The sequence below is a fragment of the Acinetobacter proteolyticus genome, assembly GCF_000367945.1.
GTDB lineage: Bacteria > Pseudomonadota > Gammaproteobacteria > Pseudomonadales > Moraxellaceae > Acinetobacter > Acinetobacter proteolyticus.
This window is the reverse complement of sequence record NZ_KB849179.1, coordinates 36,905-49,273: the sequence shown is the minus strand read 5'-3', so window position 1 is coordinate 49,273 and position 12,369 is coordinate 36,905. Positions and strand designations below refer to the sequence as shown.

The 12,369-nt window shown below is 39.6% G+C and carries 13 protein-coding genes; 7 read left to right on the top strand and 6 right to left on the bottom strand.

Annotation, left to right across the window (positions count from 1 at the left end):
• Window positions 1–295 precede the first annotated feature (295 nt).
• Window positions 296–1,345: an anthranilate phosphoribosyltransferase gene (gene trpD, locus F993_RS16490; protein ID WP_032812186.1), complete on the top strand. Its 1,050-nt coding sequence runs from the start codon at window positions 296–298 to the stop codon at window positions 1,343–1,345.
• Between the two features lie 9 nt (window positions 1,346–1,354).
• Window positions 1,355–2,161: an indole-3-glycerol phosphate synthase TrpC gene (trpC, locus tag F993_RS16495; RefSeq protein ID WP_004652653.1), complete on the top strand. Its 807-nt coding sequence runs from the start codon at window positions 1,355–1,357 to the stop codon at window positions 2,159–2,161.
• Window positions 2,162–2,236: 75 nt separating this feature from the next.
• Here the strand turns inward: trpC and F993_RS16500 are convergent, their stop codons facing one another.
• Window positions 2,237–2,968 carry a hypothetical protein gene (locus F993_RS16500; protein ID WP_004652652.1) on the bottom strand — a complete coding sequence of 244 codons (732 nt, stop codon included), beginning with the start codon at window positions 2,966–2,968 and terminating at the stop codon, window positions 2,237–2,239.
• Window positions 2,969–3,050: 82 nt separating this feature from the next.
• Between F993_RS16500 and F993_RS16505 the strand changes: the two genes are divergently transcribed.
• The 4 genes from F993_RS16505 to F993_RS16520 all read left to right on the top strand — a co-directional run bounded on the left by F993_RS16505 (window position 3,051) and on the right by F993_RS16520 (window position 5,560).
• Window positions 3,051–3,665: a TetR/AcrR family transcriptional regulator gene (locus tag F993_RS16505; RefSeq protein WP_004652651.1), complete on the top strand. Its 615-nt coding sequence runs from the start codon at window positions 3,051–3,053 to the stop codon at window positions 3,663–3,665.
• Between the two features lie 189 nt (window positions 3,666–3,854).
• Window positions 3,855–4,544, top strand: coding sequence for a Smr/MutS family protein (locus F993_RS16510; RefSeq protein ID WP_032812373.1), 690 nt, complete (start codon window positions 3,855–3,857; stop codon window positions 4,542–4,544).
• A gap of 91 nt (window positions 4,545–4,635) precedes the next feature.
• A complete protein-coding gene (gene folE / locus F993_RS16515; protein WP_004652649.1) occupies window positions 4,636–5,184 on the top strand; it encodes a GTP cyclohydrolase I FolE in 549 nt (182 codons plus the stop codon).
• A 13-nt stretch (window positions 5,185–5,197) separates the two neighbouring features.
• Window positions 5,198–5,560, top strand: a complete 363-nt coding sequence (locus F993_RS16520; protein ID WP_004652648.1) for a cupin domain-containing protein — start codon at window positions 5,198–5,200, stop codon at window positions 5,558–5,560.
• A gap of 10 nt (window positions 5,561–5,570) precedes the next feature.
• On the opposite strand, the gene F993_RS20885 is transcribed toward F993_RS16520, so the two are convergent.
• From F993_RS20885 to hemE, 5 genes are all read right to left on the bottom strand, one after another.
• On the bottom strand, window positions 5,571–6,404 hold the full coding sequence (locus F993_RS20885) for a PoNe immunity protein domain-containing protein (RefSeq protein WP_004652647.1): 834 nt from the start codon (window positions 6,402–6,404) through the stop codon (window positions 5,571–5,573).
• A gap of 2 nt (window positions 6,405–6,406) precedes the next feature.
• On the bottom strand, window positions 6,407–8,287 hold the full coding sequence (locus F993_RS16530) for an Lnb N-terminal periplasmic domain-containing protein (protein WP_004652646.1): 1,881 nt from the start codon (window positions 8,285–8,287) through the stop codon (window positions 6,407–6,409).
• A 77-nt stretch (window positions 8,288–8,364) separates the two neighbouring features.
• Complete coding sequence (locus F993_RS16535; protein WP_004652644.1) at window positions 8,365–8,835, bottom strand: DUF3015 family protein; 471 nt, start codon at window positions 8,833–8,835, stop codon at window positions 8,365–8,367.
• 182 nt (window positions 8,836–9,017) lie between these two features.
• Window positions 9,018–9,812: a DUF817 family protein gene (locus tag F993_RS16540; RefSeq protein WP_004652643.1), complete on the bottom strand. Its 795-nt coding sequence runs from the start codon at window positions 9,810–9,812 to the stop codon at window positions 9,018–9,020.
• A gap of 42 nt (window positions 9,813–9,854) precedes the next feature.
• Window positions 9,855–10,928, bottom strand: a complete 1,074-nt coding sequence (hemE, locus tag F993_RS16545; protein ID WP_004652642.1) for a uroporphyrinogen decarboxylase — start codon at window positions 10,926–10,928, stop codon at window positions 9,855–9,857.
• A gap of 197 nt (window positions 10,929–11,125) precedes the next feature.
• Here hemE and F993_RS16550 point away from each other — a divergent pair, with 197 nt between their 5' ends.
• Entirely contained in the window at window positions 11,126–12,328 is a 1,203-nt protein-coding gene (locus F993_RS16550) for a L,D-transpeptidase family protein (RefSeq protein ID WP_004652641.1), read from the top strand.
• The last annotated feature ends 41 nt before the right edge of the window (window positions 12,329–12,369 follow it).

Here is a 12,369-nt window from a genome sequence, read left to right as displayed (position 1 = left end):
ATAGGAATATGTAGGATTAAGATATACCAAATGGTTGATTATTTATCATAAAAAATCAAATAAACCCCTCATAAAATAAAACCTTTTTCATTCAATCACTCCTACCCCAAAATTTAGCAACCTACTTAAACAGGTGAAATTTTAAAAACTCTCTAGCAACACTCTAAATCTTCGATTATTTTCTGTTAACATAGCTGCTGAATGAGTGGGACACATACCACAAAAGCCGAGCTATCCTTCATCATCAACCACTTTCATCAAATTTTTTAATCATTAAATGCTGTAACTCATGACTATGAATATCCAACAGGCACTCAATAACATTACCAAGAACATCCATCTGACCCAGCCACAAATGGAAGATGTGATGCGCAGTATCATGCAAGGTGAAGCCACTGATGCTCAAATCGGTGCGCTAATGATGGGCTTGCGCATGAAGGGTGAGAGTATTGATGAAATTACAGCTGCTGCACGTATCATGCGTGAGTTTGCGATTAAAATTGATGTCAGTGATATTCCTCATCTGGTGGATATCGTGGGGACTGGTGGTGATGGTCAAAACTTATTTAATGTTTCAACCGCTTCAAGTTTTGTGATCGCCGCTGCGGGAGCAACCATTGCGAAACATGGTAACCGCGGTGTATCAAGCAAATCGGGGTCTTCTGACGTGCTTGAACAGATTGGCATTCAACTTGATTTAGACATGCAACAAACAGAACGTTGTATCCGTGAAATGGGCGTGGGTTTCCTATTTGCGCCAAATCATCATAAAGCCATGAAATATGCGGTGGCGCCACGTCGTGAATTGGGAATCCGTAGTATTTTTAACTTACTTGGCCCACTCACCAACCCAGCTGGCGTAAATCGTTTTGTGATTGGCGTATTCTCAGATGAATTGTGCCGTCCCATTGCTGAAGTATTAAAACAGCTTGGTGCTGAGCATGTACTGGTGGTGCATTCTAAAGATGGCCTAGATGAAATTAGCCTAGCTGCACCAACTGCAGTCGCTGAGCTTAAAGATGGCGAAGTTACCGAATGGACGCTGAACCCTGAAGACGTTGGTATCGCCTCTCAAACCCTGACCGGTTTAGTCGTCAATAGTTCTGAAGAGAGCCTAAAGCTAATCAAAGATGCTTTGAGTCGTGATAAATCAGACGTAGGCGAAAAAGCAGCAAATATGATTGCACTGAATGCAGGTGCAGGCATTTACGTCGCAGGTATTACCAAAACCTATAAACAAGCCGTTGAGCTGGCTCAAGATATTCTTTACGGCGGACAAGCCTTAGAAAAAATGAGTATCTTGGCTGAATTTACCAAGACATTGAAACAATATCAGGCAGACTAAGGACTTCTCATGATCGATATTCAAAATACCATTTTAGGTAAAATTGTTGACCGCAAACATGAGGAACTTGCAGCACGTTTAAAACAACGTAGCTTGCATGATGTTGAGCAGTGGGCAAATGCAGCAACGCCTGTGCGTGGTTTTGCCAATGCTTTACAGCACAAACGCCCTGCTGTAATTGCTGAAATTAAAAAAGCATCACCTTCTAAAGGTGTGATTCGTGCAGACTTTAATCCTGCGGAAATTGCACAACAATATGAACAGGCGGGCGCTGCTTGCTTATCGGTATTGACCGATGTGGATTTCTTCCAAGGTGCAGACGAAAATATTGCGATTGCACGTCAGCATTGTGCCCTACCTGCTTTGCGTAAAGATTTCTTGATTGATCCTTATAATGTGGTGGAAGCACGTGCCTTACATGCCGATTGTATTTTATTGATCGTGGCATGTTTATCCGATCAACAGCTGGAAGAAATGTCAAAGACCGCATTTGAACAGCAGTTGGATGTATTGGTTGAGGTGCATGATGAATATGAATTAGAACGTGCGCTAAAACTTTCTGAGCAATGTATTTTGGGTGTGAACAACCGTAATCTTAAAACCTTTGATGTGGATTTAAATACCTCATTGCGTTTAAAGAAATTATTACCTGCTTCTCGTGTTTTAGTCACAGAAAGTGGAATTGCCACACCTGCTGATGTAGACATGATGCAAGCCAATGATATTCATACTTTCCTTGTGGGTGAAAGCTTTATGAAGCAACCTCGCCCTGATCAAGCATTTCATGCATTGTTTGGGCAACCTGAGCAGATCTAAGCAAATCAGGTTCAAGGTAAAATTCTACCTTGAACCTTAATACTCTTTGTTATATCAATTACAGAATGACTCACTTTACTCATTAAATGATCTGCCAAATGCAGCACTGATCCAGTTTGAAAACTCACTTGCTAAATGCCATTGATGCCCTGAAATAACCGTAGGTAAAATCAATAAAGGATACTCAACAGTTAATTTTGCTCGAAAACCATTCTCCTCATTACGAAATTGATGTCGAACACCACCAATAGCAAAACCATCTTTTGAACGTGCAACTCCCGCTATTTGTAGAGGAAAGCTTGGATCAATATCCGAGCGTAGACTTGATAATTCATTGTAATCTATATAAAAGTGAGCAACCAATGGTGAACCACCATTGGTTTCAATGACTTCCTGAGTACCATTATGTGTTGAAATAACGTAATGATCGGGTGTACCAGCAAGCATCGCCTCTTCGTTATTTTCTTTAGTGCACTTTTCAAACCATTCAACAAACTGTTCTGCCTTTACATTTTCTACAAATATTTCGGTAATGCTCAATCGACGATAACCCAATGATAAACGTGCAATCAATTTGGCAAAAAAATCTGAAATTCTTAATTCATTTTTCAATATTGCTTTAATCTTATTTTGTCCCAATTCAGCCTTCCTGTTAAGTAAAAGCTGCCTTAGCACAAGTAGATCCTCACTTTTAGATATTAAACCTAGTTTTTTCAATACAACTTGAGCACGTCGTTTTTCCCATTGAAGAATAGCGGTATTTGTTATGCGCTGATCGTTTATAAAAATATGAATGTTAGAATGCATTGTAGAACTATCCTTTATATAATCCACTAAAGCAACTATAGTTGCTTTAGTGGATTATATAAAGATCTATATGGAGTTTTAGATGGAAGGTGAAATGACGAACATAGAATTAAAAGCAAAAAAACAAAAACGTCCTGGTGGCCGTGCTGAAAGGATGGTGACAGCAATACACCAAGCCACCTATGAATTATTGATGACCACTGATTATGAAAATATTGAAATACCAGAAATTGCAAAATTAGCTCAGGTAAATAAAACGACGATTTATCGTCGTTGGCCGACTAAAATTGAACTCATCCTAGATGTTGTATCAACACAAATCAAAGCGAATGTCGTACTACCTAATACAGGCAATGCCCTTACAGATCTTTCATTATTTTTAAAAATGATTGTAATAACGCTACATACTCCTTTTACGACCAATATTCTAAAAGCAACCTTAAGCCATCCTGACGAACATGTGCAAAAAGCGAGAAAGCGTTTTTGGGAAGAACGTTTTTTATTAGCAAAGCCGCTAATTGACCGTGCTATTCAACGAAAAGAATTAGCAGAAGCAACGCAAGTTCGTGATTTTTTTGAGCTTGCTGCCGCACCATTATTTTATCGAGCCATTATTACAGGAGATCCTATATCTGATCAGGATATAGACTTTTTTGCCCAAAGAGCAATTTCATATTTTAGTCCTCAATCAAAATAGCTGTTCGAACCAGTCTGATCAAAACTATATTCAGTTTTAGGCGTATCGCTATATTAAATTGAATACAAATCAGTTCCTGACTCTCTTCTTAAAATCCATACCTTTCCCATGAATGCAATTCAGTTCAAATCATCACAGTTTCGGACTATAATTTTACATCTCTGGTATCTTGCCTATTTTTCTAAACTTATGAGTAAACACGATTCATCGCTTTCTAAAGATCAGTTTAACTTACTGAAAGCCTTTAAAAAGCAAATTTCCAATCCGCAATCAAGTGCTATTGCCAAACAAGCAGAGTCACAAAAGACTCCAGCCGTTGCTGAAGAATTGGAAGATAATGAGCTTTTCAAAAAAGCTTTGCTTGGGGTCAAGCCCATCGACAATCAGAATATTGCCGATACCAAAGTGACGCGCAGCAAAAAAGTTGACGCCCAGACGCTGGCAAAACGTGCTGCGGCAGAAGGTGGAGCTGAGCAAGAGCTCACAGAGATTTCAGATACCCAAGCTATTCTTAATCCTGTCGCTAGCCAAGCCGCTTTGAGCTACCGCATTGCGACCTTACAGCACAAAGTATTTGAAGACTTAAAAGCAGGTAAAATCCGCTGGTTTGAAGCAGTCGATTTGCATGGTTGTACTGTTGAACAAGCACGTGCGGCTGTTTTACAAGTGATTCAAATGGCCAAAGATGAAAATCAAAATGTCGTTAAAATTGTACATGGCAAAGGTCCTGAAGCCATTTTAAAAACGTATGTGAATGGCTGGCTCAGACAACATCGAGATGTACTTGCTTTCGTCAGTGCCCCTGAAAATCAAGGCGGTACAGGTGCTGTTTTAGTGCTCTTGAAGCGTGCCGAAAAGAACCCAAAATTCAAGCAGTAATCGGCATTTATATCAAAATTAAGATTTTTAATCGTTTTCTGATACAATTGCCGTTTTTGTTCAACCCACCTAAGTGAACATTGTTATGTCTATGCAGCAATCGTACGCAAATATCTTAACTGCCGTTGGTGAAGACCTTAATCGCCCAGGCCTGCAAGATACACCGATGCGTGCGGCGAAAGCGTTTTCTTTTTTAACTTCTGGTTATAGTAAAACCCTTGAAGAAGTTACGAATAGCGCGCTCTTCCCTTCCGATAACCATGAGATGGTATTGGTTAAGAATATCGAATTTTATTCACTTTGCGAACATCATTTATTGCCGTTCTATGGTCGGGTACATATTGCCTATTTACCTGAAGGTCAGGTACTTGGTTTATCTAAGTTTGCACGCATTACCGAAATGTTTGCGCGTCGTTTGCAAGTTCAAGAAAATCTGACTCAACAGATTGCAGAGGCCGTGGCAAAAGTGACACAAGCACGTGGCGTTGCTGTTGTGATCGACTCAGCGCATATGTGTATGATGATGCGTGGTGTCGGCAAGCAAGAATCGACCACTCGTACGGTTTCTTTTATTGGTGATTTTAAAACCGACAAAGATACCCGTCGTGAATTCTTAAGCGCTGTTCCTGAAAGCTATTAAACCGAGCACACACATGTCTTCTCTTCAGTTAGCTGGTTTTGGTGAGTTAATAGCAAGCGAAGCCAGCATCGATTACCCTCGTCCAGACCGTCTGGTTCAGGGTAATCCTGAGCGTCTAACCTATAGTTTATATGAACATCCGCATATGGACTGTGGTATTTGGCAATGTGAAGTTGGAGCGTGGAACATTGTATTTGCTGACAATAAACAAGAGTTTTTTCAGGTCATCGAAGGAATCGTGCGTATCCACGATGCAAAAACCAATTCTTTTATTGAAGTGACTGCGGGCAATGCAGGGATTATCCCACCCGCATTTGTCGGTACTTTTGAAGTGATTGAAGCAGTTAAAAAATACTATGTGATTGTTGAAGTCTGAACACTTTGCTTTAATTCTCAAATGCGTCTGGAAAACTCTCGAACTTTTTCATTTCATCTAGCTCAATTCCATATAATTTACAGATCATCAACGCTTCAAAACGCCATTTGCCCAGCAATGCAATTTTGTGGAAAAATTTCTTAGACCAGTATTTACCTTGCTGCTGATCATGTTCAAGCTGCTGTAGATACAAACTCATCGTAGAAACATCGACTGTTGTATTCAATAGGCCATCTAACTGTTTAAACGGATAATCAACAGCATAAGTTTCACTAATCGTTTCAAGCTCAAGATAGGGATAGCTAATCAAATCAATAAGTCGATCCGAAGGATAAGCTAACAATCCATCGATTATTTTAATAATATCAGCCTCATCCCCATAACACATTGCGCAGCAAAGCAATAACAATGCATGGCTATAATCTGTCGTAAGTTCTATTACAGCAACACCGAGCTGTTGTCCATGAGATTGAATGAGAGACAGTAAGTCAGCATAGGCCAACCAGAACTGATAAACAGACAGATAAATTTCTCGGATTTGTGTTGCAGCCAAACCCAAGTCATAAGCAAGACGAATCAGATAGGTCAGCTCCAAACAAAAGTTTTTAAAATATATTTCCTGTTCTAATAACTGATAGACATCCAGATCATCAACGGCATAGGGATCAAAGTATAAGTTCTCATTTTCTTTATACTCAGAAACTTGCGCTTTAATATCATTCCAATGGTTTAAAGATCCCGATTGAGAAATTCTCCATTTTGTTCGGTCAGAGATACTTTCTTGAATCTCTTCCAATCGTTGTTGTAATTTTTCAAATTCTTGTGCTTGATCAATATCGTTCATTATTAAAAAAACCGTACATAAGCCGCACCGATTTTATTCCAGTCTTTATGATCTTGCTGTTCAAAATCCCAATTTATACGCAAGGCATTATTTGCATTCAAGCTATATTGAAGTTGCGTTCCAATTCTTAAATTCCACTGACTCTGATCTTGCCAATACGGCAACTCAATCTGTACGACGCTGTTTATATTGTCTGTCCACAGATTCATACATCCTACGGTCGGCCCAGCTCCAACACGCCAGCCTTTATCTAAATTTTTCCCGCCTTGAATATGGCTTTGTAATTGGGCATAACACAAATTTCGACGATCATAATCTGCCAGGCTATAGCCGACTTGCATATTTAGATTCATCACGCCATGTTGTGTATCTTCACTAAACTGTCCCTTCTCAATTGCTTCTTGTTTCCAACCTAAATTGAAACCCCAAGTAAGTGGCGATTTAAAGGGTTGAATAGGATTATAGGAATTTATCGACAGTAGATCTAAATGTTCGAGCTTAAGCTTGTCGTCACGATATTGCAGACTACCATCTAAAAACAAGAGTTGTGTGCCTACACGGTAACCACCTTGCGGATCAATCAAATCGTGGTAGGCCTGACGATGTCCGAGCTCAACAAACTTTTGCCCTTGCACCTCGCCAATATTCACAGAAAGATTTCGTGCATGATGTCCTTCTACAGGCTGCTTTTTTGGGCGTATCGGTTCTTGGCGTTGTTTCTCAATGTCGATTTGACTGCGCTGAGCAAGCAACTGCCGTAATTGAGGTTGGGCAAAATCAGCATCTACCTTATGGCTAATATATTGTAGATATAAATCATCATAAGCCATTTCTAGAATCTTGGCCTGATCTTGTGGCTGATATGCTTTTAAAATGGGTTGAACTTTATCCGTTTCGGTAAAAGCGACTCGATGGGCAACTTTGGCTAAAGCAGAGCCATGTTGTTTGGCTTGTGCGAGTAACTGCGTTTCTAATGCAGGACGATAGACCACCTCTTTAACCAGATCTTGCTGGTCCACTGCCTTCAAGGTTTCAATTGGAATGGCCGCATAATTAAACTGCTGTTTTAAGTTTAAATTGGGACGTACCAAGTCAATTAGCCCCAATAAACGATAAGCACAGTTATCACTAACAAAATAATAAGGAAAACTCACATGCTGCATTTCCCAAATATGTTCAACCAAAAATCGGGTTTCTTCTGGTGTGAGATTAAGTTCATATTCCCATAGATCACGGCTTTCAAAATCACCATATTCTTTGACTTTACGGTAATACGGCATCAAAGAATATTCACCAGGATACTGCCCTGTTAAACCTTTCCATGCATAAGACCAATTGTCTTCACCTCTCACTGTGGCAGCATAATTCACAGCATAGGATACTAAATTCAGCTGCTTCTGATCTTTTGGGTCCAGACGCAATAAAGTATGCCCGAACATGGAACTTGGATTACCCATAAAGTCGGTGGCATAGATCAAAGTTGCTTTATACGGCTTGATTTGATTGATCCATTCTTCAAATTCATTGCAATTGGCTTTAGGGAGTTGCCCTGTCTCGATATTAAGCTGTTGCATTAACCAACGACTACGAGCAGGAAACTTACAACGGATGGATTGGTTATCTGCGGCTTCAACAAATAAGGCGCGAATATCGGCCTGTAATTCACTTTTTAAATTGGTTTGACCATCTTTTGCGTAGAAATAACCACTATACGCAACTTCGCTATTTTGCTTCTGATCAGCGTACATTAAACGCAGCCACGTGGTCTGCTGATCTAATTTTTTCTTGTTGGCTCGATCCAAATAAGTCTGAATATCTGATTCAACCGCTGCATGTGCAAAGTGGCACGTCAAAAACGCAAGTGCAAAAGTAGCTAATTTCATTCAATCGCAATTTAAAAAATAATAGGAATTGGTATAAGAAAACCCTGCCATTAAGACAGGGTTTTAGCATGGAGCAATTAAACGTACGCTTTAAGCACAGCGTCTTTTGCCATCACACCTTGTAATGCGTCCAGAACTTGAAGTGAGTTGGTATTTTTGCTTGAATAAATTTCAGCAAAGTTTGCTTTAGATACAGCAAAGAAACGTGCTTTGTCATTGGCTTTAATTTGCATCAATTCAGCAAGCACATTTAAGCTTTCACCTTGGCCAACAGCCATATCACGTGCTAAAGATTCAGCATTTTCATTGGTAAACGTCACCACTTGAGCTGTGACAGTACCACCTTGACGGCATCCTAAAGTACCAAAAGTAATACCTAATAATTGGTTCGTAAAAATACCATTGGTTGTTGCAGCAAGAATTTTAGGCCCAACGCCTTTTTTACCTGCCCATACTTGTGTACCAACACCACAACCAACATCATTGTCAGCCATTGCAACAGTTGAACCAGCGGCTAATAGAGCGGCTAATGCAATTTTTTTTAACATAGGAACGATCTCCAGTATCAATTATTTTTCAATATTTGTTATCACTATTGTGTGTGTAATTATTCTTACACAGAAGTTAAAATAACGAGCTTAGCTTGTTTTAGCAAATAAATTTTGAAATATATCTGAAATATTCATAATCAAAGGAAATGTGGAGGTCGGTTCAAAGCATCTTAATCTGCTTAATTTAACCTCCATGCCCCATTTTTATCTCGTGTACCCAAGATTTTTAATACCAAAACCAAGCTCAGCAATAATAAAAGATACCATGAACCCAGTTTGCCCCATCCCACCATATGCCAAGCATCGACTTGGCTTGGATAAAGCCAGATTTTATAAAAGGTACTGATGTTTTCTGCAATCCAAATCAAAAATGCCAGTAATAATAAAATTGGTAACATCGGTACGCTAAAACGATGTTGTTGCAATTGGAAATAAAGTTTTGTTTTCCAGAAAATCAAAATGCTCCAAATAAATAATGCAACACGAATATCTGGGATAAAAAACTTGGTCATAAAATTGAGATAAGACAACAGCGCCAAGCACAGCATATTGCCAAAATTGGGTAAGTTTTCGAAAGAAACCTGATAAAGTCTCAAAGAGCGCGCAAAAAAACTCCCAACTGCTGAATACATAAAACCAGCAAACAACGGGACAGTGAACAGTTTTAAAACCACAGGTTGTGGATATTGCCAGGATGCGATGGCGGGATGAGTAAGAAAAATCTCCATTCCCATTGCCATAACATGAAATAAGGCAATGACTTTCGCTTCTGCCCATGACTCGAGTTTTAAATAGATCAGGCAAACTTGAATGATCAATGCATAAAACAACAAATAGTCATAACGGAAGAAACCATAATATTCATGACTTCCCATCGGTGCGGTGACTGCAAATGCAATCAAAAGCAACAATCCAAATAAGGCAGCCGAAGCTGCCTTAGTGATAAAGTTGAGCGGTAATACAATCAACTGCACAAAACGAATCCTAGCGTGTTTATTTTAAAATACTTAAAAATATCAACCTAAATACTTAGCACTGTACTCATGTACAGTATCGACAAAAATCTTCGGTTGCGCTGGATCAACCCATTGGGTAATACCATGACCTAGGTTTGCGATATAGCCCGTTTTCTCACCATTGGCATAAGCATCATCCAGCATTGCTTTCACTGATTTTTCTATTGAAGCGGCTGAACCATAAAGCACAGCTGGATCTAAATTACCTTGTAAGGCTGCCCGTCCTGCAACCACATCACGCGCAGTATAAAGCGGTGTGGTCCAATCTAGACCAAAGGCATCAGCACCCGTGGTCAACATGGTCTCCAACCACTGACCGCCACCTTTGGTGAACACAATAATCGGAACACGTTGACCATCTTTTTCACGTTGAAGACCTGCAATAATCTTGGTCATATAATTCAATGAGAATTCAACATACTCTCTATGCGCAAGCGCACCACCCCAGCTATCAAAAATCTGAATCGCTTGTGCACCTGCATCAATTTGCGCATTCAAATAATCAATCACTGAATCAGCCAAATGATCTAGCAAAGCATGTAATACTTCTGGCTGCGCGTACATCATATTTTTAATGAAGCGAAACTCTTTGCTAGATCCGCCTTCAACCATATAAGTCGCTAAAGTCCAAGGACTACCCGAAAAGCCAATCAACGGAACTTGTCCATTTAAAGCAGAACGGATGGTCGAGACTGCATTCATGACATAGGCCAGATCAGACTTGGCATTGAGTTTAGGTAAATTCGCCACATCTTGTTCAGTGCGAACTGTTTTATGAAACTTCGGCCCTTCACCTGTTTCAAAATATAGACCTAAACCTAGAGCATCAGGCACTGTTAAAATATCTGAAAATAAAATTGCAGCATCCAGTTCATAACGGCGTAATGGCTGCAAGGTCACTTCACAAGCAAAGTCAGTATTTTTACATAGAGATAAGAAATCCCCTGCCTGCGCACGAGTTTCACGATATTCTGGTAAATAACGTCCTGCTTGACGCATCATCCATACAGGTGTGGTGTCTACAGGTTCACGTAATAAAGCTCGTAAAAAACGATCATTTTTCAACGTTGTCATTACCCATCTCTAAATTGTTTCGTATAGCGCGCATCATAACAAAGTTAGCTTGGAATTTATAATTTCAATCGTACTCAAATTTATGCGCTTAAATAAATTTCGCTTTTACACAAAACTGCTACTGCAAGTGACATTATTTTCTGTAATACTTGCAATATCTTATATCTCAATATGAATAATTCTTAAGGTTGAATTACATGTTTGTTCGCTCATTACTCGCTATGAGTTTAAGTTGTATTCTTGCTAATGTTGCTTTTGCTGCTCCAACAACTGAGCAACCATTAAATCCAAAACAAATTTCGGGTTCAGTACAAGATCCTATTGATCCATTAGCGATTGAACGTAGCGCTTCCAGTGTTGTTGCTGATCCTGCTTCAAGTGTTGCTGCACCAGCAGCATCTGAGCCACAAATTAATACGGGTGCTGCATCAGTTGTATCGCAAAAATTAGAAAGTACACCAGATACCACCACCACGACAGCTGCTCCAGCGACTAAAATTTCGTGGACACTCGATAGCATGAATAATGCTGAATACCCTGAAGGTTTACCAAAAGGACAGCTTCCCGCCTACGCACGCGCACATGTCATGTTGAACAATGCACATGCATCACCAGGTGCGATTGATGGTTCAAACGGTAAAAATACATTAAAAGCAATTGCGTCATTCCAACAAATGAATGGTTTAACGCCTACAGGTCAGTTGACACAAGAAACATGGGATGCCTTGGTTGCAAAACAAACCAAGCCTGCCTACGTTGAGTACACGATTACAGATGCTGACTTAAAAGGTCCATATGCAGACTCAATCCCGTCTGACTATGCATTACAAGCCAAAATGAAAGGTTTGTATTACACCCGCGTTACCGAAATGTTGGGTGAAAAATTCCATATGGATGAAAATTTCTTAAAGAAATTAAATCCGACGGCTACATTCAAAAAAGCAGGTGAAAAGATTATTGTGGCCAATGTCCGCAATGACCTACCTGAAGATATTCATTTGATTGTTGCACACAAAGGCGCAAGACAGCTTTATTTGTTCAACAGTCGTAATCAAATGATTGCATCATTTCCTGCAACAATTGGTAGTACTGACACGCCTTCTCCAACAGGTACCTATAAAGTAGTAGGTGTGGCAAAAAATCCTTGGTATAGCTATTCACCATCTAACTTCGTGCAAGGTAAAAATCTTAAACCACTTTCTTTACCACCAGGTCCAAATGCACCAGTCGGTAATATTTGGATTGGTTTAAGCAAAAAATCTTTTGGTATCCATGGCACACCTAATCCATCTTTAATTTCTAAGACTGCCTCACATGGTTGTATTCGTTTAACCAACTGGGATGCCAATGACTTAGGCGCTAAAGTTCGTTCAGGCGTAACGGTAAAATTCTTGGAATAATCTGAGTATTTTCAATAAAAACCGAATATCAGTAATGTTAT

Excerpts from the sequence above, each read along its gene's own strand:
- trpD (WP_032812186.1), top strand. The coding sequence starts at position 296 with ATGAATATCCAACAGGCACTCAATAACATTACCAAGAACATCCATCTG.
- trpC (WP_004652653.1), top strand. The coding sequence starts at position 1,355 with ATGATCGATATTCAAAATACCATTTTAGGTAAAATTGTTGACCGCAAA.
- F993_RS16500 (WP_004652652.1), bottom strand. The coding sequence starts at position 2,968 with ATGCATTCTAACATTCATATTTTTATAAACGATCAGCGCATAACAAAT.
- F993_RS16505 (WP_004652651.1), top strand. The coding sequence starts at position 3,051 with ATGGAAGGTGAAATGACGAACATAGAATTAAAAGCAAAAAAACAAAAA.
- F993_RS16510 (WP_032812373.1), top strand. The coding sequence starts at position 3,855 with ATGAGTAAACACGATTCATCGCTTTCTAAAGATCAGTTTAACTTACTG.
- folE (WP_004652649.1), top strand. The coding sequence starts at position 4,636 with ATGCAGCAATCGTACGCAAATATCTTAACTGCCGTTGGTGAAGACCTT.
- F993_RS16520 (WP_004652648.1), top strand. The coding sequence starts at position 5,198 with ATGTCTTCTCTTCAGTTAGCTGGTTTTGGTGAGTTAATAGCAAGCGAA.
- F993_RS20885 (WP_004652647.1), bottom strand. The coding sequence starts at position 6,404 with ATGAACGATATTGATCAAGCACAAGAATTTGAAAAATTACAACAACGA.
- F993_RS16530 (WP_004652646.1), bottom strand. The coding sequence starts at position 8,287 with ATGAAATTAGCTACTTTTGCACTTGCGTTTTTGACGTGCCACTTTGCA.
- F993_RS16535 (WP_004652644.1), bottom strand. The coding sequence starts at position 8,835 with ATGTTAAAAAAAATTGCATTAGCCGCTCTATTAGCCGCTGGTTCAACT.
- hemE (WP_004652642.1), bottom strand. The coding sequence starts at position 10,928 with ATGACAACGTTGAAAAATGATCGTTTTTTACGAGCTTTATTACGTGAA.
- F993_RS16550 (WP_004652641.1), top strand. The coding sequence starts at position 11,126 with ATGTTTGTTCGCTCATTACTCGCTATGAGTTTAAGTTGTATTCTTGCT.